This is a genomic window from Endozoicomonas numazuensis (genome assembly GCF_000722635.1).
GTDB classification, from domain to species: Bacteria; Pseudomonadota; Gammaproteobacteria; order Pseudomonadales; family Endozoicomonadaceae; genus Endozoicomonas_A; species Endozoicomonas_A numazuensis.
In genome coordinates, this window is sequence record NZ_JOKH01000003.1 from 449,301 (window position 1) to 472,647 (window position 23,347).

Below are 23,347 nucleotides of genomic sequence, written 5' to 3' on the forward strand. Positions count from 1 at the left end.
CTAGGAGGCTGACCGAGAATAGACAGCCCGGCCTAAAATCCAGAAAGAACGGCCATCTTTTCCACTGAATTTGCTTAAATAGGTCAACTATTCGCACAAATTCAGTGAAAAAGCTGACTCGTTCTACTGAATTTTATGCTCGGACACTATTCTCGGTCAGCCTCCCAGAGTTTTCACGTCGCATCAAAAACTGAAATCAAACCGAACAGAGAAAGCCCTGTAAGAACTCACCTTAGTGCTTCTATGGTGGTAATTCAGGATCACATCCAGATTCTCATTTCGTTTGAGCTTTATATCGAAACTGGTAAGCAGATGACTGTGTTCTTTATCTATTTGCAGGCCAATATAATCATTGCCTGAGAAGGTGATATCCTGCTTCCCTTCGTCTCTAGCAAGATCTGAAACATGCATAATAGAAAATTTTGGTTCGATCACCCAACCTTTAACTGCCCAGCGCTTGCTGATTGCCCCCCCCAAGCCTGCTTCGAACTGCCTTACAAGATTAGCATTATGATGTTCTGTCACTGAGTCTGCAGCATTACCAAGACTGAGGCTGCCTGATTTCAACCATCTGGCAGATAGTTTGAACAAAGGCTCAAACTGAAAATCAGATAAGGTATATCTGTATCCCCCTTGAACATTGATATCAATATAAGATGAGCGATAAGAGCCACTCATTTGAGCAGCGCCTCTAAGTCTCGAAACTTTATGACTGGAAACACCAAACGACATGGCTGAATTTAAATACAGCGCGTCGTGCTGCCAAATGTCGTAAACACCTGCGGTGTAGGTAGTAATTAGTTCACTTTCTTCTCTGTCGGAAGCGATTTGGCTATTGCCTATATTCAGCACAGCACCGATGGTGTGTTTATCAAAGCTTTTATCCAGTCCGAGGGTGAACCCATCTATTTCAAAATCAAACCCGCTTGTGCTAGCGGTCTCTTCATGATCACCATCACCATGCAGCCCTTTTATCCAGAATTGATAAGCTTGTGGGGCATCACCGGTTGAGATGCCTGAACCCAGGATATTAGAGCGTTGATGAATCTGTTCAAAAACAAGGCTTGATAAGTTGCCTAATACCTGATTGTGCATATCTCTGGCATCAGGCATTAAGTTATTTATATAGGCATTCAGCTGTTCAGCGGAGGTAATATCGTAAATAGATCCATACTCAGAAGATAAAGTGCTATACCCACCATCTTCTGACAACATGCTGGTTGCAAACAATGCTTCATTTGCGCCACCATCTGCGTGCTTTTCGACAACCGCTTGAGGTGACAGAACCTCTATATTTGCAGAAATTGAATTACCAGCAGCATCATAGTCCACATTTAAAACCTCAAAAAACAGACCACCTCTTTCGATAGCAACATTTTCACCGTTATAATCCGTTGAGGTCATTACATTTATGGAGCCTGTTTGAGGATTTTCAAACAGGCTTTCATCAAAATCGATAATTATTTTTGAGTCATCATCAAATGAAATGGATTTTGCAATAAAACCTGTACCAGAAAAGCTATCACCAAAATTAACTTCTATAGTTCCGCCAATATTATTTAGATTATTACTTACCAGCTCTGACCCTTTATTTACGTAAATCAGTCCTTTGTTATTGATTGTGCCTGACCCGGAAATCTGCAGAGCTGAAAGTCTGCCGGTATTATCAAAGGTATGTGTTCCTACGTTTAATAGCTGTGTGACATTCAGGGTATTATTGTTGTATGAGTCGCCATGTAATATGAGTTGTCCAACATCTATTTGACCATTGTTTTTTAAGGTAGCCTCTATGACTGCACTATTGACACTACCATAGTTTTCAAGGGTATTAGTTCCATTTATATTTCCAACATCTAATAAGCCATCTCCAGTATCACTTCCAGTACTGTTGTTATAGTCATCATAAAGATCAATATCTGTATCAAATAATATATCACCAGTAATTTTTCCATTATTGATGATATAAGCATGATGATTGTAAGCAGAAGTTATGCTGCCTTTAATTTCGTTATAATTGCGTACATAATTTATTATCTGGCTTGACTGGTTTTCAGTGTAAAACCTGATAGCTCTTACGGCATAAATTAAACCATAATTATGAATTCCTCCAGTTATCACCCCAGATGAATCAATACCTGTCCCCGATGCAGTGAGAATTTTACCGTTATTGGTAATTGAACCGACCATATCCTCTGTTTTATTTGCTAAATCAATAGCGCCATTCAAACCTTCTACAATACCATTGATGATGATATTACCTTCCTGAGCAACATCCATATCAAAAGCCATACTTTCATCACCTTGAATGCGACCGTTTATGATTATGTTCCCTTTCAGGATATCTTCATGGGTCACATCTTCACTATCGACATGAACTGAAGAGTCCCTTATCTCAAAGCCATTCCTGGAGCCACCGAGAATATCACCATTGATAATGATATCTGCCTCAACATAAGTGGTATCTTCATCATCCTCTTGATTATTAATATCCATTTTGAACACATCATTGATACTACCACTCCCGGAAACCGTATTACCTTCCGGCAGGATCAGAGTATCTCCAGGTTGATATAAAATATCATCACCATAATCTCCAGTGATACTAACCTCCAGATCAGTTTCAGAGGGTATGATCACCTCAGCCGCATACCCCCCATATGCCTGAAGCAGCAACACACCTGAAGCGGAAAGCCTTTTAAAGTTGTTCATCCTTGAATCCTTTTCTAAAAAGAGGAAAATTCATTCTCAGCCAATTATTGGAAGCATCTTCCTTATATCGACTGTCGGCTACGTTATCATTAATTAGTAATAGTCACTTAGTTTGCCCCAAAATAACTTCCCGATTTTCACCCGGACTCCGTTCGCCCTGAGCTTGTCGAAGGGTTATAGCATTGGGCTTCGACAAGCTCAGCCCGAACGGATTTTGAGCAGATTTGAATAAGGAAGTTATTTTGGGACTATTCCTTAGCCGAAGGCGTGAACAAGTCTTGCTCTTAAGGGAGTCTGCGGATAAGTCGAACTTTACCTATCTGCCAAGAGCAGAAACAGTGGCTGACATCGAGCAGTTGTTGACTTTGAACAAAGGTAAGCCCGAATCAAGGTGTGCGGAAATCATCGCTTACAGCTCGAATGAGCAGTCATTCAAAAACAGTTTATGAAAGTAATCTGAGGAAATGTTCTGAGAAGAAACCGCTCAGCCAAAATGCTGAGCGGTGGATCTATAAAGCAGCTTAAACAGCCAGGAGCGGGAAATACGGCTCAACTCGAGACAGGTAAATGACTATCAACTGGCGGGAGCAATCCTTAACTGGATAACACCATTATCCTTGATTTTCACGTCACGGACTTCAGCCTGATAGTCGGCTTTGGCGGCATCACCGGAAAGAGTGATACGCGCCACTACATCAAGACTTTCTGCATCAGACAGACTGCCTGAGCCCATCATCATTGCAGCATTGTCGTCCAAAATAACTTCTTTAGGAAGGTCTCCAACCTGAAGAGGAATCGCGGCTATAGGAGGCTTTCTGGCACCACTCTCACGGGCAAATACAATCACTCTGGCATTAGCAGGAAGATCTTTAAGCTCAGGAGCCAGTTCAACATTGATTCTCAGCTCTGCAACCGTTTCTCCCATCAGTTTTCGAGCTTTGGCGATACCGGCAGACAACGATTGTCGTGCAGCCATATCATTCTCAAAAGAGAGAGCTTTGGTCCAGGCTTGAACCGCATTCGGGTAGTCTTCCTGCTCAAAAGCATCAATACCCTTGAGTCCTAAAGCAGTAGTGTTGCTTTCGTCTTTGCTCAAGGCATCCTGATACAGTCCCCGGACTTCTCCGTTTATCTGATTACGGTTGGCCAGAAATAACACCTGGGCCAATTGAGCTGCTGCCTGAGGGCTGCCCTCGGTGACCGTGTAAAGTTTCTTATAGGCGTCAATCGCCTTATTAACCTCACCCTTTGCCATATAACGGCCAGCCAGCATATACCAGGCTTGAGCACTATCGGGTCGTTTATCACTCCAGGCTTCCAGAGTAGAGATCATTTCCTCATGGGAAACATCCGGATTCATCATCATTTCAGTCACAGACAACTCAGTCTGCGCACCAAGATACAGATACACCGGCACGGCCATGGCAGGAATCATCAATGCCAGAAAGAGAGCCAAACCTTTGTTACTACTGCTTGTGTAACTAAACTTCTCTTCCTTGTCAGCAACATCTTCCAGGAGTTTCTTTTCCAACTCAGTGCGGATCAACTCGGCATCATCCGGTGTGATCAGGCCTTGTTCCAGTTGCTTTTTCAGCTCTACTTCCTGCTCCTTGAAATAGGCGATGTTGGAAGCTTTGTCAGAAACATCCTGATCCGTGGTACGCCGGCTGCGAAACCACAGCGGCAAAAGCACCAGAGCCATACCACTGAGGGTTAAAATTGTGGCGATTATCCAGAACTGCGTCATTTATCTTTACCACCCAGTATCTTGTCCAGCTCGGCTTTGTCCTGCTGATCCAGCTCCTGATCTTTAGTATCAGGACGATGCTGCTTCAGAATTCTGAACAGTATTAACAGACCCAGTAATAATAAAATCAGAGGGCCAAACCAGAGCGCTAAAGTGCGGGCATCCATCCTGGGTTTATAGAGTACAAAGTCACCGTATCGATCCAGCATAAACTGGATAACGGTGTCATCATCCGCCTGTTCTTCAACAATCATGCGATGCACTTCCCGACGCAGATCCTGAGCAATAGGCGCATTAGAATCAGCAATCGACTGATTCTGGCATTGAGGGCAACGCAGTTCTTCATTCAAACGAAAAAACTGCTCTTGCTGCTCTGGCGATTCAAACTGATAGTTTTCTATGACTCCGGCATTAGCAACCAGACTCACCAGCACCATCGCAGCAACCATCGCAGCAACCACCGCCATTCTTTTCCAAACAGAAAGAGCAACACTTGCAGATTTCAGCAGCTTTGAGCGCATGAAAGTTGAGCGCATGAAAGTTGAGCGCATGAAAAAAAAGTCTAGAGTCATTGCACTAACTCCTTCTGCAGAGCATCGTAACGGGGCTTGAGATCTTCCTTCCAGACACGAGCATCGATGATCCCGATGTGCTTGTATCGAATGACACCTTTTTTGTCGACGAGGAAGGTTTCCGGTGCACCATAGACACCCAGATCCAGACCCAGCCTGCCATCTTCATCCACTATGTTGAACAGGTATGGATCTTCCAGACGGTCCAGCCACTGCAGAGCCCCTTCACGTTCATCCTTGTAGTTAACTCCGACAATATTGATGCCTTCACGGGAGAGCTTCATCAGATAAGGATGCTCAACCTTACAGGCCGGACACCAGGAACCCCAGACATTCAGCATCAATACCTTGCCTTTCAGATCTTCTTCCGTCACCGTCTCGCTTGGGTTTTTCAGTTTTTTCAAACTGAATTCCGGCAAGGGTTTATCCAGCAACATAGAAGGCAGTTCACTTTTATCTTCCATGAACAGGCCGATATAGAGCAGCACACAAAAAGTCAGGAAAAAAGCTAATGGTAAAAAAAGTTTCCAGCGCTTCACGCCTGACCTCCTGTCGACACTGAATTACCTTCTCCAGCCTCTGGAGATCGGGTTTTATTCCCCATCAGTGCATCTTTTTTCCGACTCAGGGCTGTTTTTTTCTTGAGACGAACACGGTAGCGCTTATCGGAAATTGCCAGCAGACCACCCAGTGTCATGAAGATAGATCCCAGCCAGATCAAGCGAACATAGGGCTTAACATAGAGACGAACAGCCCAACTGTCTCCACCCAAAGGTTCACCCAGAGCAACGTAAAGATCACGGGTTAATCCCGCATCAATGGCCGCTTCGGTCATAGGCATGTTTTGTACGGTATAAACGCGCTTCTCAGGCTTGAGAACAACAACCGGCTTCTGATCCTTGAAGATGCTGACCGTGCCGTAATCTGCCACAAAGTTAGGCCCCTGACGCTGACTGACACCATCAAAGCGGAATACATACTCGCCGACTTCAGCAGAATCACCCGGCTTCATTCGCAGATCTTTCTGCACACTGTACCCAGACGTCAGAGCGACACCAATAAAGGTGACCGCCAAACCCAAATGAGCCAGCTGCATACCGTAATAAGCAGGCTTGAGCTTTTTCAACCCCTGGAACAGACCAGCATTGCGGGTTTTATTGCGAACATCTTTGGCAATCGTTAACACCATCCAGAATACGAGCCCAATCGCCAGGGCTTCGCTGACCATAAAACGGTCACCATAAAGGAAGCTGAATACAACGCCACCGATAACAGACACAACGAAGATCCAACGCACCTGTTGTTTCAACCAGCTGACAGAACCTTTTTTCCAGTTCAGCAGAATACCAATACCCAGGCATGCAGCCAGCAGCATGGAGAGCGGGATAAACAATAGATTAAAGTAGGGAGGGCCCACAGAAATCATGCCCAGATCCAGAGCATCCAACAGCAATGGGAACATTGTACCTAGCAGAACAGTGGCGCAACTGGTTACCAGAATGATGTTATTCAACAGCAATAAGGTTTCACGCGACAACAGAGAGAAGCTGATTTTACTTCTCACTTCCGGTGCCCTGAATGCGAACAGAGTCAGGGAAGCACCGACAACCACCAGAAGGTAACCCAGAATGAACAGACCACGCTGAGGATCGCTGGCAAAGGCATGCACAGAGGTCAGTACACCGGAACGAACCAGGAAGGTACCAAACAGACTCAGGGAGAACGTGGTAATGGCCAGCAGTAAAGTCCAGCTCTTGAACAAGCCACGCTTTTCAGTCGTTGCCAGAGAGTGGATCAAAGCCGTACCGGTCAACCAGGGCATCAGGGAAGCATTTTCCACAGGATCCCAGAACCACCAGCCACCCCAGCCAAGCTCGTAATAAGCCCACCAGCTGCCCAGTGAAATACCTGCTGTCAGGAAACACCAGGCTACGGTTGTCCAGGGACGAGCCCAGCGAGCCCAGGCACTGTCGAGCTGACCACCCAGCAAAGCTGCGATAGCAAAAGCAAAAGCAACCGCAAAACCCACATACCCCATATAAAGCATCGGAGGGTGAACAATCATCCCCAAATCCTGCAGTAGTGGATTCAGATCAGAACCGTCAACAGGAGGGAAAGGCAGAATTCGGGTAAACGGGTTGGACGTCAGGAGAATAAACAGCATAAAACCTACGCTGATCATCCCCAAAACGGCCAGGACTCGTGCAGAAAGTTCCGGTGGCAGCTTGTCACTGCGCAATGCAACGACCTGCCCCCAACCGGTCAGGGTCAGGATCCAGAGCAGCAGAGAACCTTCATGACCTCCCCAGACAGCAGTGACCTTGTAGTAGACAGGCAAGAGAGAGTTTGAATTACTGGCGACATACTGAACCGAAAAATCATCCGAGACAAAAGCAAAAACCAGACAGAGAAACGATAACAGGACAAACGCAAACTGACCTGTTGCCAGCGTTTTACCGGTGGCCATCCAGTTCAGTCGACCATTGTAGCTACCTACCAGCGGTATAATACTTTGCAGCAGCGCCAGGCAGGTAGCCAGTATCAGGGCAAATAGCCCCAGCTCAGGATTCATCACTTGCTCTCCGGTGATTGAGGCTGGCTCTCAGGCTGAAGACTCTCAACGGACTGACGGCTCTCCTGTTGGTATGACGGGGTGCCATAAGATTTATCCGACTTATCGCCTGACTTCGAACCATGAGCCTTGTCGATGGCTTTCTGTACTTCTGGAGGCATATAGTTTTCATCATGCTTGGCCAGTAATTCCTCGGCTACAAAACGACGACTTTCGTCTAATTTACCCGTTCCGACGATCCCCTGACCTTCTTTAAAAAGATCGGGCAGAATGCCGGTGTACTCTACTTCCACGTCACCATCGCCATCACTGACGCGGAAGATGACTTTCAAGCTCTCAGGGTCTCGCTTGACGGTACCGGGTACCACCACGCCACCCCCGCGAATCTTCTGACCGATGGGTGCTTCACCACTGGCCATCTGGGCAGGGGAAAAGTAATGATTGATGTTTTCCTTCAGGGCGAACAGAGCCAGAGCCACGGCAATACCGACACCGGCTACCAGCAAAAGGACTAATAATAAACGTTGCTTACGAACTGGATTCATTCCATCTTTCCCTCTCGGACACCCTGATCTTTATGACTGACTCTATCTTCCCGCTGAACGACTTTCTTTTTTTTCTTTTCACTATCAGCCCTCGGGCTGTGGTTATGAGCATTGCTGGAACTACGATTTCTTGACTGATTGCTGCGCACCTGACGCTGAATCTGAGCTACGATCCGCTTTCTAGCTCGCAAGGGAGAAACAATGTTATAGGCAATAATCAGTAAACCAATACCATAAGTCGACCACACGTAAATTCCGTGACCGTCCATATGTATCAAACTGGCGAGACTATCAAAATACATATTTCTCAGTTCCCTGCCCCGGCCGTTACGATGTTATGAACCCATTTGGTTCGGCGTTCACGATCCAGTATTTCGGTTCTCAAACGAAGAAACAGGACCACAGTAAAAAACAGATAAAAAGCCGCAATGCTGATCAGCAAAGGCCAGAGCATTTCAGGAGCCATGGACGGTTTTTCAGTGAGCTTAAGTGTGGCGCCCTGGTGCAAGGTATTCCACCACTGAACTGAAAATTTGATAATGGGGATGTTGATCACCCCTACAAGGGTCAGGATGGCACAGGCTCTTGCTGCAGTATTGGTCGTTCTGATCGCGCCACGAAGAGCTATCACACCCATATAAAGGAACAGCAGAATCAACATAGACGTCAGTCTCGCATCCCACACCCACCAGGTTCCCCAGGTTGGCTTGCCCCATATAGCACCGGTTATCAGAGCCATAAGACAGAATGAAGCGCCAATGGGTGCACAGCACTTAAGTGCCATGTCAGCCAGCTTCATTTTCCAAACCAAAGTGACAACACCGGCACAGGCCATCATGACGTAGATGGCAGAGGCCAGAAAGGCAGTCGGCACATGCAGAAAAATAATCCGGTAACTATTGCCCTGGAGATAGTCCGGAGGCGTAAACATCAACCCCCAGGTCAAACCGACGGCCATCAGCAAGGCAGCCAGAATGGCCAACCAGGGCAACCACTTGCCACTGATCTCGTAAAACCATTTGGGCGAACCCAGTTTGTGAAAAAAAGTCCAGTTCATTCTTTTCTCTACCGTGACTCGTACCTGTCGCTCAGGGCTGACAGCTCTTAGCGGCTTTATGCAATATCCGGGCATTACCCATCTGCAACTATTCTCAATGATGCAGCTATTGCCAGAGGTGCCAGACACAATCCTAACATCAGCAATGCTGCCATCCACAGCAGGTGTCCTGAGTAGGACAGACCTTCTACTGCAGTCTGAACAGCACCTGTTCCAAAAATCAGAACAGGAATATACAGAGGTAAAGACAGCAATGTCAGTAGTATTCCCCCCCTCTGTACACGCACTGTCAGGGCTGCACCAATACCTCCGGCAAGGCTCATTAAAGGTGTCCCTAACAGCAGGCTTAACAGCAAGGCAGGAAACGCCTGCGTTGGCAGATGCAGCATCAAGGCCAACAACGGTGCCATGACAATCAGAGCTACACCGGTGGTCAGCCAATGTGCAGATATTTTAGCCAGTACCAGCAGAGGTAATGGGTGCGGCGATAACAGTAACTGGTCCAGAGAACCGTCTTCCTGATCACTTCTGAAGAGAGAATCCAGGGAAAGCAGCACTGCAAGCAACGCGCCTATCCAGACAATTCCTCCTGCCAATTGAGACAAAAGTGCTTTTTCAGGGGCAATACCTAAAGGAAACAGACTGGCTACCATCAGATAAAAAGCCACAGGGTTCAAGGTTTGCCCGGGGGTCCGAAAGGCCAGAACCAGGTCTCTTTTGACCAAATCCAGAAATGCTCTGCCGCCATTTAACGAAGCCACGCTCATAGCCAGGCCTCCGACTCTTCGTGACCTGTCTCTTCATCTACAGCAGAAAAAGCTTCCAGACGAAGCTTTCTGACACGGTCTGATAACTTTGACAAGCTCTGATGGCTGGTCATCACTACCGCACCGCCCTCTGAAATATGCTGGGCCAATCGCTGCTCCAGCCAGGCTACTCCATCAACATCGATAGCGGTAAAAGGCTCATCCAGGATCCAGAGTGGTGTGGTTGAAAGCGAAAGATCAGCCAGAGCCACTCTTCTGTGCTGACCTGCAGACAGTTGTCCACAGGGAATATCTTCGTACCCTGCCAGATTTACATGTTCCAGTGCAGAAAACACAGATTGTTCAGAGTAACTCTCATTGCGAAGACTGGAGCGCCACAGAATATTTTCTACAGGTGTCAGTTCGGTTTTAACTGCGGGTTTGTGGCCAAAGTAAAAGGTCGATAACCGAAAGTCAGCATAGACTCTGGAAAGCTTCTGTCCCCGCCATATCACTTGCCCCCGGTAATCACCAGAAAGCCCTGCCAGCACTCTTAAAAGCGTGGTTTTCCCAGCTCCGTTACAGCCTTCTATCTGTAACAGTTCACCGGGTGACAGTTGAATGGAAAGGTTTGAAAAAAGAACTCGATCGTCTCGTTCACACCTCAGCTTCGCCACTTCGAGCAAGTCATTTTCCCTTAAAAATCGATCAGTCAGATGCTTAACCCAAAGGCACTTGGCCGCCTATTGGCCGCCTGAAGGTCTCTTCATAGCGAAAACAATTAATGATCTAATGCTAAACACTCTGTTCAAAAAACAATCTAAAAGCCATGAAGACGGGCAGGATTATATCTAAAAAAACGTTTATTCCGAAGTAATAAACTATCAGGATCAGGTAAATCCACTGACATTGACCTGAATCAAACCCGACAATGATATTTTTCACTCTGATGTAAAAAGCGTTCCAAGCCTATTCAAACGTGCTGAAAACCTGACCATGCTCACACATTCACTGCAAATAGATCATTTACGATCCCGGTTATTCACCCACCAGACAGCAGCTTCTAAACGAGAACGAAAGTCCAACTTTCTCAGCATGCGCTTGACGTGAACTTTGACCGTGCCTTCACTGATATTCATTTTCCGTGCGATGACCTTATTGGCATCACCTTCTGCAATAAATTGCAAAACCTCTCTTTCTTTAGGTGTCAGCAAATCCACCTTGCTGGTCTGACTGGCGTCAGGTCTCAGCACCGAAGCCAGTACCTCTGCCAGTCGATCATCTACAGCCAGCTTACCCACAGCCGCCTGCGAAATCTGGCTAAGCAGATCTTCAGGCTCCATATCTTTCAAAAGATAGCCATCAGCACCTGCCCGAAACATGGCAGCAACATCGTCCTTGTGCTCCGAAACAGTCAGTGCAACCACTCGCGAAGCTACACCTTCAGCACGCATGGCTTTGAGCGTTTCCAGCCCATCCATACCTTTCATATTCAGATCCAGCAATATCAGATCCGGCTCCAGCTCAACAGCCAGCTTCAATCCAGTAGCACCGTCACCCGCCTCGGCGACCACTTTCAACCCTTCTTCTTCATCGATTAGCTGAGCCAACCCTTTACGCAGTAATGGATGATCATCAATCAATAAAATACTTGTGTCGTTCATCATTCCTCTCATACTGATGAAAACTCAAGACGCACCCGTGCGCCACCATAACCAGAAGTTTCAAAATAGAGCTGACCACCAAGACTCTCTGCCCTTTCCTGCATGATGGTGGTCCCATAGTGTCCTGACGTCGTGATATCTTCATTGAAACCGCTGCCATCATCATCAACCAGAACCTGAACTTTTCCGGGGGCAACCTGTTCACAGACGACCGTCGCTTTTGTCGCTTCTGAATGCTGGATCACATTAACCAGCCCTTCCCGGACAATCTGCAAAACATGAATTTGATGGTGAGCATCGAGATGACAGAACCGTAATCGATAATCCAGATTAAATATCACGCTGCCATCCCGTTTACCGTACTCTTCCATGGTCTGTTGCAAGGCTTCTTCAAGCGTGCCGGAAGTCATACTGAGTCGGAAAGTATTCAATAGCTCCCTGAGTTGCCGGTAAGCATTATTCACCCCCTCGCGAATCTCTTCGACAATGGAGTGTACTGACTCATCAGCATCCATTCGGGTCAGGACCTTCTTCAAACGGGTGACCTGTATTTTCTGATAGGACAGTGCCTGAGCCAATGAATCGTGCAGTTCTCTGGCAATGACCGCCCGCTCTTCCATTAACAGAAGTCGCCTTTCCTGTGTTTGATAACCACTGCGGTAAAGAGAAGATGAGACAATATCACTGAAAGTCCTCAACCACTGACGGCTTTCTTCAGTTAATGACTGTCCACCCTGCAGTGAGATGTGAAGATAACCATAACCCTGGTCATTCTGACTCAATGGGAACTGGACATCGGATGAGGGTGTCCGGACACATCCCTCACACTGGCCAATATTGCAAACATCATTATAGGTATCACTTTGAGGAAAAATCCTCTGCAGCCTGATGCTGCCGGCACTCCCCGTCAGGCAGACATAAGCACTTCTGAGCCCCAGCAATACTTTCCATCTTTCCAGTATCAACATCAACTGCTCTTCATCATAGGGGTTCATTCCGAGAGTCTGGGAAGATTCATACAACAACTGTAAAGCCGTGTTCGCCTGCTCCAGAGATCGGGTCTGACTTGAAACCTGTGACTCCAGATCACCATAAAGAAGCGACAGACTATCGGCCATGGCTGAGAATGTTTCTGTCAGCTGCCCCATTTCGTTGGCGTGACAATATTCAAGGCGAAGCTGATCAAACTCACCACGACGTACTTTTTTTGCAGCTTCACTCAATTGCTCAACAGGCTTGATGAGATTCAACCGGATGTAGCGAATGGTCATGGCACCAATGGCGAGTATTGAACAGAGAGAAAAGATGGCCAGTATGACCAACCAGTGCAGCTTCCGTTCGGTATTCAGCTGCAATGAATTAACCAGATCATTCAGGCGGTCGACAAACCCAGGCACTTTCTCGGTAAACTCATGCCAACCGGCTTCGTCGTTTAACAGAGGCCGCATTTCGCTGCGCCACTCCCCCACCATAGCCAGATAACGATTTCCGATAATATCCGTTCTGCCACCGAGATGTTTAAGGGAAGGGCTGGTGAGGCTTCTGTCATAGACCTTGATCAACTGCCATAACTGAGCCTTATCTGTATCTTCAGTGCGGATCTGATCCACCAGGCGCCATGCCTGCATTCTCAGGGAACCCGCCACATTAATAGCCGCTGCATCACTTTCTGTCGTAGCCGCAAACCACAAAGAGCCACTGACACTCAGCAGCCCTAAAAAACAGGTAGCGATAATGGCGGCAAGGGCTTTATATCGGATCGGCTTCAACAACATGCACCTTCATAAACAAAAAAACCAAACAACTTTGAACAACTGGAAGCATTTTTTACACTAGAAAAACGCTTAAATTATTCCTACCTCTAAAAACCCGAATCTCTGGTAAAACTGATGCGACCAGTATCCAAACCGCACCACTATTCCAATGCTTTAGCATACCTTCGCATAACCACTACTCCCTAAGAGGTACACCAACATCACCCCGTACCAAAAAGTGCTTTTAAGGGGCTTTTTTGTACGTTCATCCTCATTAAGATAACCCTGAACAAAGCTTGAAAGAGTCTGAACAATTTCACTCAGATCCCATGTTTAAAAGGGTCACATTGTCATGAGCCAAAAGGTAGATCTTGACCGCCGTCGGTTATTTACCGGAACTCTTTTTTCTTCACCCAAAGTGACGAAAAGCTATTCCAACGGCTCAGAACTGACTCAGTCTGGCAGAAACGCTGTGCCACCTGTACGCCCACCCAGGAGTTTACAGGAACAGTCATTCACAGACCTTTGCACACGCTGCAGTGAGTGCATTGCCGTTTGCGAAACAGGGTTACTGGTTCAAGGATCCGGGGGGTTTCCTGAAGCAGATTTCAGAAAATCGGGGTGTTCTTTCTGTAACGCCTGCAAAGAGGTTTGCTCCTCAGGCGCAATTGGCAAGCATAACGACACCCCATGGAAACTAAAACCCGTGATTTCCGATCAATGTCTGGCCCTGAATAAGGTTCACTGCCGTACCTGCTCAGAGATGTGTGAAGCCGCAGCTATACAGTTCCGGTTTCAAACCAGCGGTGTAGCAGAGCCCGCCATTGATTTAGATCTTTGTAACGCCTGTGGTGAATGCGTGTCCTCCTGCCCAGTGGATGCGATCACCATGACAGCCCGAGAAAGCTCCTATGTCCCTACAGACACCACACGATCATAAAACGATGCACTACAGCATTTCCGGACTGTCCGTCCAGACCAATCCTGACCGGATGATAGAAGTCAAACACAACCTTCACAAGCTGTCCGGGGTTGAAGTCCATATTGCCGACCCTTCAGGAAAAATGGTGGTGACGGTTGAAGAGCAACCCGGTGAGCGCACCATGGTCGACACCATGACCCAAATCAGCCAAGTGGCAGGCGTAATCTCCACCGCTCTGGTGTACACCCACCAGGAATAAAAGATAAATCTTCCAGGTTTGCCTTACAGACCGGAATAGAAGCTATTAAGACCAGGATTAAAACCATGAAACAAAGTCGCCGTGACTTTATCAAGAGCAGTGCCGTAGCCGCTACTGCTGCAGCAGCGGGCGTCAGTATGAATGCTGCTGCAACCAATCTGATCACCAGCAGTAAAGAGACCGAAATCAAATGGGACAAAGCACCCTGCCGTTTCTGTGGTACCGGTTGCTCTGTTCTTGTGGGTACACAACACGGTCGCGTAGTCGCAACTCAGGCTGACCCGGAAGCTCCGGTGAATAAAGGCCTTAATTGCATCAAAGGCTACTTCCTGTCAAAAATCATGTACGGCAAGGATCGTCTGGAAACACCTTTATTGAGGATGAAAGACGGCAAGTTCGACAAAAATGGTGATTTCACCCCCATCACCTGGGACCAGGCTTTCGACATCATGGCCGAAAAGTGGAAAGCGGCGATGGCCAAGACCCGTAACTCTGATGAGATGCCTCCTGTGGGTATGTTCGGCTCTGGCCAATGGACAGTATGGGAAGGTTATGCCGCTTCCAAACTGATGAAGGCCGGCTTCCGCTCAAATCACATCGACCCTAATGCACGACACTGCATGGCTTCTGCGGTAGTCGGCTTCATGCGTACCTTCGGTATCGATGAACCTATGGGCTGCTATGATGACTTTGAACATGCTGACGCCTTTGTTCTCTGGGGCTCCAACATGGCTGAGATGCACCCAGTGCTCTGGTCAAGACTGGCAGATCGTCGTTTATCTCATGCCCATGTAAAAGTGGCGGTGATGTCTACCTACAAGCATCGCTCCTTTGAGCTGGCTGACCAGCCCATCATCTTCAACCCGCAGTCTGATCTGGCGATCGGTAACTATATCGCCAATTACATCATCCAGAATGGCAAGGTAAATCAGGACTTCGTCAAGAAGCACACTGTTTTCCGCAAAGGTGTCACGGATATTGGTTACGGCCTTCGTCCTAAACACGAGCTGGAAAAGAAAGCTAAAAACCCCGGTAATGGTGGTGCCACCCCTCTCGATTTTGACGGGTTTGCTCAGTTCGTCAGCGAATATACTGCAGAAAAGGTCTCCAAGCTGTCTGGTGTTCCTGAAGAACAGCTGGAAGAACTGGCCAAGCTCTATGCTGACCCGAATACCAAAGTTATGTCTCTCTGGACCATGGGGGTGAACCAACATACCCGTGGCGTGTGGATGAACAACATTATCTACAACCTGCACCTGCTGACCGGTAAGATTTCACAGCCAGGCAATAGCCCTTTCTCCCTGACAGGACAGCCGTCAGCCTGTGGAACCGCAAGAGAAGTGGGCACCTTTGCTCACCGCCTCCCTGCTGATATGGTCGTAGCCAACAAAGATCATCGTGACTATGCCGAAAAAGCCTGGAAGCTCCCTGCAGGCACTATCCCTGCGAAGGTTGGTTACCATGCTGTTTTGCAGAACAGAATGCTCAAAGACGGCAAACTGAATGCCTATTGGGTGATGTGCAACAACAATGCCCAGACCGCTCCTAACCTCAACAATGAAACCCTGCCAGGTTACAGAAACCCGGATAACTTCATCGTGGTATCTGATCCGTACCCAACCCTGACCGGCCAGATTGGCGATCTGATTCTCCCTACTGCCATGTGGGTAGAAAAAGAAGGGGCTTACGGAAATGCAGAGCGTCGTACCCAGTTCTGGTATCAACAGGTGAAAGCCCCGGCCGAAGCCAAATCAGATCTATGGCAGTTAATGGAATTCTCCAAGCGATTCAAGGTTGAAGAAGTTTGGTCTGATGCCTTGCTGGCTAAAAACCCAGAATATCGTGGGAAGACTGTGTTTGATGTGCTCTATGCCAACGGTCAGGTGGATCAGTTCAAACTGGATGAAATTCCGGAAGACCGACTGAACGACGATGCCCGCGCATTTGGTTTTTATGCACAAAAGGGCCTGTTTGAAGAATACGCCTCTTTTGGTCGCGGAAAAGCACACGATCTGGCAGATTTCGAACGCTATCACCAGGAGCGCGGCCTCCGCTGGCCTGTGGTCGATGGACAGGAAACTCGCTGGCGCTTCAAAGAAGGCTCAGACCCCTATGCCAAAGCAGGCAGTGACTTTGACTTCTACGGCAAACCAGATGGCAAAGCCTGGATCTTCGCCCTGCCTTATGAGCCTCCCCATGATGCCCCTGACGAAGAGTTTGACCTGTGGCTGTCCACAGGCCGTGTTCTCGAACACTGGCACTCTGGCTCAATGACCCGACGGGTTCCTGAACTTTACCGCTCTTACCCTGATGCCCAGTTATTCATGCATCCTGATGATGCTTCAGAACGGGGATTACGCCGGGGCGATGAAATCAGGGTCACTTCCCGCTACGGCGAAGTACGCACCCGGGTTGAAACCAAAGGTCGTAACCGTCCACCTAAGGGACTGACATTCATGCCGTTCTTTGATGCCAGCCAATTGACCAACAAACTGGTACTGGATGCTACCGACCCTCTCTCCAAAGAGACTGATTACAAGAAAACCGCTGTCAAGGTTTCCAAAGTCTGAGACCGGAATGCAGGGAGTGTCCGGCCTATGCCGGACACTCCCTCTGGAACCCAACAGCCTTGAGCTGATAACTAGCCATGAATCAGAAATGCAGCCCCAGTACGCATGATGGCGGCTGCATTGATCAAAAAATGGAATACCCCTCATGAACAAAATAATAAATGTTTTACTGGCATTAGCCATCAGCTTGCCTGCCTTCGCGGAAATGGTGAACACCAATGAGACCGGTGGACTGGATTCTCTGAGAAAAGAAGAAGTCAGCACTGAACCTCAGGCGGAATATATGAAACAGGATCAGGAAGGCCCGGCAATGGGACGTGACTTTGTGGATATGCCGCCACTGATTCCTCATTCCGTTGATCGCTATCAGGTGGATAAAAATGCCAACAGCTGTCTTCGCTGCCACAGCATGAAAAATGCAGATAAATGGGGTGCAACCAAGATTGCTGTTTCCCATTACAAAAATCGCGATGGTCAGCAGCTGGCTGATGTGGCCCCCAACCGATATTTCTGTCTGATCTGCCACGTCCCCCAAAAAGATGCCAAACCTCTGAAGGAAAATACCTTCGAACCTGTTGAGTCTCTGAAGAAGCACTGATTTAAGGAAAATAGCGATTATGAACAAGGTGCTTTTACTTGTTAAAAAGAGTTGGCAGTTTCTATGCCACCCAAGTGCCAAGCTGTCTGCAGGTCTGTTACTGATTGTGGGCTTCATCGCCGCTCTGGTTTTACATGGCACCTATAGCGCTACCATGGAATACACCAGTACCCTTGAATTCTGCTCCAGCTGCCATACCAATGATGTTGTTCCGGAATATCAGGAAAGTGTCCACTTCAGCAACGCATCTGGCGTTCAGGCAGACTGTGCCAGCTGTCATCTACCCAAGGAATTTGTACCAAAGATGACTCGTAAGATTCAGGCCAGCAGGGAAGTTTTTGCACACTTTACCGGTAAGGTGGATACCCCGGAGAAGTTTAATGCTCATCGAAGGGAAATGGCTGAACGTGAATGGGCCAGAATGGAAGCCAATGACTCTCAGGAGTGCCGGAACTGTCATACCCAGGAATCCATGGAACTGTCTGAACAGTCGTTGTTAGCCGTTAAAAATCATACGGCTGCAGAGAAAAATGGTGAAACCTGCATCCAGTGTCACAAGGGGATTGCTCATAAGCTACCCGACATGACTGGTGTACCAGGCTGGTAGTCATTCCCCCCCATAAAAAAGGCGTCAATCGACGCCTTTTTTATGGGGTAAAAACAATCACGGCTTTTGCATAGCTGAAAATATCTGCATGTCATGCAACTCTTCAATTTTTTCTTGCTCAGGCTTCCAGCTGATAACCTCTTCCTCTGGCCCCTGATCCGAATGCAAGGTCACGGGGTAATCCAATGCAAGCCAGGAAAAGTATCCATCCCTGAAAAAGAAAACTCGTTTATAACCCCAGAGTGCCGCAAGGTAACTCGCTATAGCGCCCCTCATATGATAAGTACTGTTGCCATAGATGACGATCGGAGTCTTCTTATCCAGGGTACCCGGCATAAACAACTGTCTGAAGCCAGACCTGAGATCCAGGCTGTGAGACCGGTCAATACGTCCCCAGCCCCACTGTTGATAAGGCCTTACATCAATAAACAGTGCACCCAGCTCATGGAGACGCTTGGCTTGATGAGTATTAATCGTTACGACGTTTTTGATATTGACGGGGGCTTCCTGAGCAGACAGGAAACAGGAGGCCAGGGCCAGAAAGCACCCTGCAAGGTAAGAATTCCATTTCATATTAATACAGGTCCGTTATAAAACTACTTAATAAAAAAGTATATGGAGTATGGACCTGCGTACTTGGAACAATAGGAAGCAAAAAAGCATTCTGCTCACAGCAACAGAGCATAATGAATGAAAAATTGCCGCTTACTCTACAAATCGTTCATTCCAGCCACAGGATTTGGAGAAACAATGACCCTGGATAGAAACAAAAGTACTTATTTGAAAGCCCGGGGACCCTATAATCGAGGGTCCCTGTGGATACACTGATGACTGGAGCCTGACCGAGAAGAGATTGCTCGACCGGCACCTACCCCAACCAGTTATGGAGCTTGGCCCTTAATCTGACGGCTGCCTGAGAGTGAATCTGGCTGACTCTGGACTCACTGACACCCAGAACCTTGCCAATTTCCTTGAGATTCATTTCCTCATCGTAATAGAGCATCAGGACCAGTTTTTCCCGCTCGGGCAACTTCTCAATAGCTTCTACCAGGGCAAACTTGAACTTCTCTTCCTGAATATCGGCTGATGGTCCACGATCTCCAGAACGTGCCTGCATTCTGGACTCTTCACTGTCGAACAGTTCTTCAAAACTGAACAGTCTGCATCCGCGAAGGTCACTCAGAATGGTATAAAACTCATCCAGATTGACTTCCAGTTCCTCAGCGACTTCAAAATCACGGGCATCCCTTCCCAAACGGGCTTCAACCTTCTGAATCGCTTCAGTGACTTTACGACTGTTGCGATAAACTGATCTTGGCCCCCAGTCACCCTTACGGATCTCATCCAGCATGGCACCACGTATACGAATACCGGCAAATGTTTCAAAACTGGCGCCTTTAGTGGCATCGTACTTCGAAGCGGCTTCCAGCAGACCAATCATTCCTGATTGAACCAGATCATCAATCTGAACACTGGCCGGCATTCTTGCCGCCAGGTGATTTGCAATTCTTTTTACCAACCCTTTATGGGTTTCAACCATCTCTGTCTGAAACAGTTTCTTACTCTTTTCCTGACTGGCGTTAGTTGCCTGCAGTCCCTGTGCTGTAGCATCCATGCTTATACCCTCTCTTTTATTCTTGTTGGTAAAAAGAATTCAATACGGCCTCTTGGTGGTGTCACGGGTATCGCCATCACCTGATGAGCAATACGCGAAATAGCTTTTGATGCCCGACAATCCGGGCTGGCTTCGAGCAGCGCTTGTTGGCGGGTTAACGATTCTGCGACAGCCTTGTCGAATGGAATCGCCCCCATGTAGCGGAGAATAATTTCTACTTCATCACTGAGATGAGATTGCAATCTTTCGAACTGGTTAGAACCATACCGGCGATTATTCACCGCATTCACAATCACACCAAAACGACGTACACCATATATTCTATAGAGCACACGAATCATTCTTACGGCATCAAGTAATGACACGATCTCCTGGTTAATCACTACAAGAATTTCTCCTGCAGCCTGAATAAGTGCGACATTATCCGGAGCTAATCCAGGAGCCGTATCTATCACCAGTGTATCCAGTGTGGGTGCGAGAGACTCAAGACTCTCGATCATTCTGACAGCTTGACCGGTTTCTACTGTTTCTCTCCAGATAGGTTCTCCTCTGGGGGTCAGAACCTTGAGACCTGAAGGACCATCCTGCATGAAACTTGAGTTCTCTTCGTCAGAATTGAAATCAGCTACATCCAGCTTCTTCTCCAATCCAAGACTGATACCTACATCTGGTACAGCGAGATTGCCATCCATGAGTACTACACGTCTTCTGTTGTTTGAAAGTGCCAGTGCGAGATTTACTGCCACCAGTGTTTTACCTACTCCACCTTTACACCCCGCAACTGCAATAATTTGTTTGGTTGTTGAGTTCATGGTTTTCAGTTTCTATCCAGTGGTTATAAAAAAGTGATTAGGAATATAAGAACATCATGTTTATCTTTTTACTTCGCCATACCTTATTAGTAACAAGAGCCGTGCCAATTTTTAAAAATACCTGTTTTTCAGGCATAGCCACTCTATTGACGTGACATCATTTTGACCCAACTCCCCAAAAGAATTATAAATCATTGTTTTTATTAATATTTTTCAAAGCAAGCCGAATTCCCGTCATGATACTTTTTTGACAGAGTCAGAATCACTGTCAGTAATAAGACATCAATTGTCGTTTCATTGAAAAGTACAAAGATAATTATTTGACACTGTCATTTTAAAGTGACGAATTGCTGTCGTATGAAAATTTTCAAGAAGAATAAAAGCGCTAAATTATTGACCCAATAAATAAAAAATTCAGTCAATAAGACAAACGACAAAATAAAGGCAGTTTTATAAAACCCAAAAATACACTTTATTTGACGATAAAAAACCGTCAGATAAATTAAAGTCTTTTAAAGAATGGACGACGAGAAAATGACTTTAGATTTTATAAGGGATGAAGAAACGTTTAAAAATTGATTTGAGCTTTATATGAATACAAACAAACCATCGTTTACTTTTTTTAAAAAAACGAAGGGCCTTATTTAGGAGGCTGACCGAGAATAGACAGCCCGGCCTAAAATCCAGAAAGAGCGGCCATCTTTTTCGTTGAGTTTGCTTAAATAGGTCAACTCTTCGCACAAATCCAACGAAAAAGCTGACTCGCTCTACTGAATTTCATACTCGAAAGCTTAAATCCGGCAGGCTCCTAGCCAGGATTAACTCAGAAAAAGAGAATCATCAGACAAAAAAAATGGCTATCAGTTATCACTGATAGCCATTTTTTTTATTGTGATTTTTTGGTCGCCACTGGCGACCAAAAAATCCACCTATCTCTCAGCGCATGGTTTCTTCATAACGATGAAGGCCATACTTTCTCATTTTCTCAACCAGGGTAGTACGACGAATCTGTAATTTGTCTGCAGCTCTGGCGACAACACTATTACAGTCACTCAAGGCTTGCTGGATCAGACTTTTTTCCAACCGGGTCAAAAATTCCTTAAGATTCAGTCCACCTACAGGAAGAATGGCCAAATCGTCGACTTTTCCTGATCCTGCTGGCAGGATGCTGTCAGGGAATAACTCAGCGACACCGTCATCATCAGCCATCGCTTCCATATGACGGAAATTCTGTGGCAAATCCTGAACACCGACAACACCGTAAGGGTACATAATGGCTAATCTTTCCAACAGATTCGACATTTCCCTGACATTACCAGGCCAGTCATGACGGCATAGAGACATAATGGCAGCAGAACTCAATCGAATTGAGCCTCTGCTCTGTTTTTCCATGGCACTGACCAGTTCATTGAGAATCAGCGGAATATCTTCCGGACGATCTCTCAGGGCAGGCATTTCAATGGGGAATACATTCAACCGGTAGTACAGATCTTCCCTGAACTCACCCGATTCAATCATTTCTGACAGATTTTTGTGAGTGGCTGCAATGATTCTGACATCAACAGCAATCTGTTCAGAGCCTCCTACTCTCTCAATGGTGCGCTCCTGCAAGACCCTCAGCAACTTAACCTGCATATGCAGTGGCATGTCACCAATTTCGTCCAGAAACAGCGTCCCACCATGAGCCAGTTCAAATCGTCCTTTTCTGGAATTAACGGCTCCGGTAAAAGCACCTTTTTCATGCCCAAACAGTTCGCTTTCCAGCAAATCATTGGGAATGGCGCCACAATTGACTGGCACAAAAGGCAAATCCCGACGATGAGAGTGGTCATGCAGATTTCTGGCCACCAGCTCTTTACCTGTTCCAGACTCGCCGGTCACCATGACATTGACATCCCGGTTAGCTACTTGAGCCATAGAAGCTCGAACTTTGCGGACTTTGTCACTCTTACCCACCAGCCCCCGGAACAGTTCCACCTGCTGATTCATACCAGTCTGGTGCAGCTGACGCCACTGCTCACGATATACCTGACCATAATGCAAGCAAGATAACAGCTGCGAGCGATTACATGGCCAGTCAATGCGGGCAATAATTTGTCTGCGGAGTGAGGATTGAAGGTTTTCCGGAAGAGGATCGGCTATGCGGATGACGGGAACCCCGCCACTCCAGTTCTGTATGCGAGCAATCATGCCCTGCATTGAGCTTTCTGCCTGGAGAAAATCCCCAAGAAAAAGTGCACAGAAACCGCCTTTGTCGGATTCCTTGATGGCATCTTCCCAGTAAGCTGAACTAACGGCTCTGGTACGATACCCCATGAATTCAATAATGGTACTTAGATCATGTCGGCGCTGTTGAGAGTCTTCAATGATCAATACCTGATCTGCTGCATCCATTGTAACGACTTTCCTTGTCATCAAAGCAATGAAAATAGACAGCCTGAAATAATATGAACTGCAATAAGCTAGCTCTTATTAATTCAGTTAAGGTCTAAAATCCTATTTCGTCAAATTTCTCCGTCACTTTAATTCTTTTTTGGTTTTTTTTATAAAATATGACGTGAAATAACCACCTCCTCTCTTCATTTACTGGAAAACCCA

At 46.9% G+C, this 23,347-nt stretch carries 21 protein-coding genes; 5 read left to right on the plus strand and 16 right to left on the minus strand.

What is annotated here, in order from left to right; genetic code table 11:
• Positions 1 to 183: 183 nt before the first annotated feature.
• The 12 genes from GZ78_RS14775 to GZ78_RS14830 form a co-directional block, all read right to left on the minus strand.
• Positions 184 to 2,709 carry an autotransporter outer membrane beta-barrel domain-containing protein gene (locus tag GZ78_RS14775; RefSeq protein WP_034837509.1) on the minus strand — a complete coding sequence of 842 codons (2,526 nt, stop codon included), beginning with the start codon at positions 2,707 to 2,709 and terminating at the stop codon, positions 184 to 186.
• Between the two features lie 574 nt (positions 2,710 to 3,283).
• Positions 3,284 to 4,456 carry a c-type cytochrome biogenesis protein CcmI gene (gene ccmI / locus GZ78_RS14780; RefSeq protein WP_034837512.1) on the minus strand — a complete coding sequence of 391 codons (1,173 nt, stop codon included), beginning with the start codon at positions 4,454 to 4,456 and terminating at the stop codon, positions 3,284 to 3,286.
• Positions 4,453 to 5,028, minus strand: coding sequence for a cytochrome c-type biogenesis protein (locus GZ78_RS14785; protein ID WP_236631581.1), 576 nt, complete (start codon positions 5,026 to 5,028; stop codon positions 4,453 to 4,455). The genes ccmI and GZ78_RS14785 overlap by 4 nt, the downstream gene beginning before the upstream one ends.
• Positions 5,025 to 5,567 carry a DsbE family thiol:disulfide interchange protein gene (locus GZ78_RS14790; protein WP_034837514.1) on the minus strand — a complete coding sequence of 181 codons (543 nt, stop codon included), beginning with the start codon at positions 5,565 to 5,567 and terminating at the stop codon, positions 5,025 to 5,027. Before GZ78_RS14790 ends, GZ78_RS14785 begins: the two co-directional genes overlap by 4 nt.
• A complete protein-coding gene (locus GZ78_RS14795; protein ID WP_051786206.1) occupies positions 5,564 to 7,600 on the minus strand; it encodes a heme lyase CcmF/NrfE family subunit in 2,037 nt (678 codons plus the stop codon). The genes GZ78_RS14790 and GZ78_RS14795 overlap by 4 nt, the downstream gene beginning before the upstream one ends.
• Complete coding sequence (gene ccmE, locus GZ78_RS14800) at positions 7,600 to 8,145, minus strand: cytochrome c maturation protein CcmE (RefSeq protein WP_051786207.1); 546 nt, start codon at positions 8,143 to 8,145, stop codon at positions 7,600 to 7,602. Before ccmE ends, GZ78_RS14795 begins: the two co-directional genes overlap by 1 nt.
• The gene (ccmD, locus tag GZ78_RS14805) at positions 8,142 to 8,447 is read right to left on the minus strand and encodes a heme exporter protein CcmD (protein ID WP_034837516.1); all 306 of its coding nucleotides are present in this window, start codon (positions 8,445 to 8,447) and stop codon (positions 8,142 to 8,144) included. Before ccmD ends, ccmE begins: the two co-directional genes overlap by 4 nt.
• A 5-nt stretch (positions 8,448 to 8,452) precedes the next feature.
• Positions 8,453 to 9,202, minus strand: coding sequence for a heme ABC transporter permease (locus tag GZ78_RS14810; protein ID WP_034837518.1), 750 nt, complete (start codon positions 9,200 to 9,202; stop codon positions 8,453 to 8,455).
• Between the two features lie 74 nt (positions 9,203 to 9,276).
• Complete coding sequence (gene ccmB, locus GZ78_RS14815; RefSeq protein WP_051786208.1) at positions 9,277 to 9,969, minus strand: heme exporter protein CcmB; 693 nt, start codon at positions 9,967 to 9,969, stop codon at positions 9,277 to 9,279.
• Positions 9,966 to 10,634 carry a cytochrome c biogenesis heme-transporting ATPase CcmA gene (ccmA, locus tag GZ78_RS14820; RefSeq protein WP_051786209.1) on the minus strand — a complete coding sequence of 223 codons (669 nt, stop codon included), beginning with the start codon at positions 10,632 to 10,634 and terminating at the stop codon, positions 9,966 to 9,968. The genes ccmB and ccmA overlap by 4 nt, the downstream gene beginning before the upstream one ends.
• 336 nt (positions 10,635 to 10,970) lie before the next feature.
• Positions 10,971 to 11,612 (minus strand): two-component system response regulator NarL, encoded by a 642-nt coding sequence (gene narL, locus GZ78_RS14825; protein WP_034838376.1) that lies wholly within the window; start codon positions 11,610 to 11,612, stop codon positions 10,971 to 10,973.
• Between the two features lie 8 nt (positions 11,613 to 11,620).
• Complete coding sequence (locus GZ78_RS14830; protein ID WP_034837520.1) at positions 11,621 to 13,387, minus strand: histidine kinase; 1,767 nt, start codon at positions 13,385 to 13,387, stop codon at positions 11,621 to 11,623.
• 331 nt (positions 13,388 to 13,718) lie between these two features.
• Here GZ78_RS14830 and napF point away from each other — a divergent pair, with 331 nt between their 5' ends.
• From napF to GZ78_RS14855, 5 genes are all read left to right on the plus strand, one after another.
• A complete protein-coding gene (gene napF / locus GZ78_RS14835) occupies positions 13,719 to 14,306 on the plus strand; it encodes a ferredoxin-type protein NapF (RefSeq protein WP_081869871.1) in 588 nt (195 codons plus the stop codon).
• The gene (locus GZ78_RS14840) at positions 14,278 to 14,547 is read left to right on the plus strand and encodes a chaperone NapD (protein ID WP_081869872.1); all 270 of its coding nucleotides are present in this window, start codon (positions 14,278 to 14,280) and stop codon (positions 14,545 to 14,547) included. Before napF ends, GZ78_RS14840 begins: the two co-directional genes overlap by 29 nt.
• Positions 14,548 to 14,612: 65 nt before the next feature.
• Complete coding sequence (gene napA / locus GZ78_RS14845; protein WP_034837522.1) at positions 14,613 to 17,117, plus strand: nitrate reductase catalytic subunit NapA; 2,505 nt, start codon at positions 14,613 to 14,615, stop codon at positions 17,115 to 17,117.
• Between the two features lie 145 nt (positions 17,118 to 17,262).
• A complete protein-coding gene (locus GZ78_RS14850) occupies positions 17,263 to 17,715 on the plus strand; it encodes a nitrate reductase cytochrome c-type subunit (protein WP_034837524.1) in 453 nt (150 codons plus the stop codon).
• A 19-nt stretch (positions 17,716 to 17,734) separates the two neighbouring features.
• Positions 17,735 to 18,322, plus strand: a complete 588-nt coding sequence (locus GZ78_RS14855) for a NapC/NirT family cytochrome c (RefSeq protein WP_034837527.1) — start codon at positions 17,735 to 17,737, stop codon at positions 18,320 to 18,322.
• A 57-nt stretch (positions 18,323 to 18,379) separates the two neighbouring features.
• Here GZ78_RS14855 and GZ78_RS14860 read toward each other — a convergent pair whose 3' ends face one another.
• The 4 genes from GZ78_RS14860 to GZ78_RS14875 form a co-directional block, all read right to left on the minus strand.
• Positions 18,380 to 18,895: a rhodanese-like domain-containing protein gene (locus GZ78_RS14860; RefSeq protein WP_051786210.1), complete on the minus strand. Its 516-nt coding sequence runs from the start codon at positions 18,893 to 18,895 to the stop codon at positions 18,380 to 18,382.
• Positions 18,896 to 19,190: 295 nt separating this feature from the next.
• Entirely contained in the window at positions 19,191 to 19,937 is a 747-nt protein-coding gene (locus tag GZ78_RS14865) for an RNA polymerase sigma factor FliA (RefSeq protein WP_081869873.1), read from the minus strand.
• A gap of 2 nt (positions 19,938 to 19,939) precedes the next feature.
• On the minus strand, positions 19,940 to 20,749 hold the full coding sequence (locus GZ78_RS14870; RefSeq protein WP_034837529.1) for a MinD/ParA family ATP-binding protein: 810 nt from the start codon (positions 20,747 to 20,749) through the stop codon (positions 19,940 to 19,942).
• A gap of 936 nt (positions 20,750 to 21,685) precedes the next feature.
• Positions 21,686 to 23,143, minus strand: coding sequence for a sigma-54 dependent transcriptional regulator (locus tag GZ78_RS14875; RefSeq protein ID WP_034837532.1), 1,458 nt, complete (start codon positions 23,141 to 23,143; stop codon positions 21,686 to 21,688).
• Between the last annotated feature and the right edge of the window lie 204 nt (positions 23,144 to 23,347).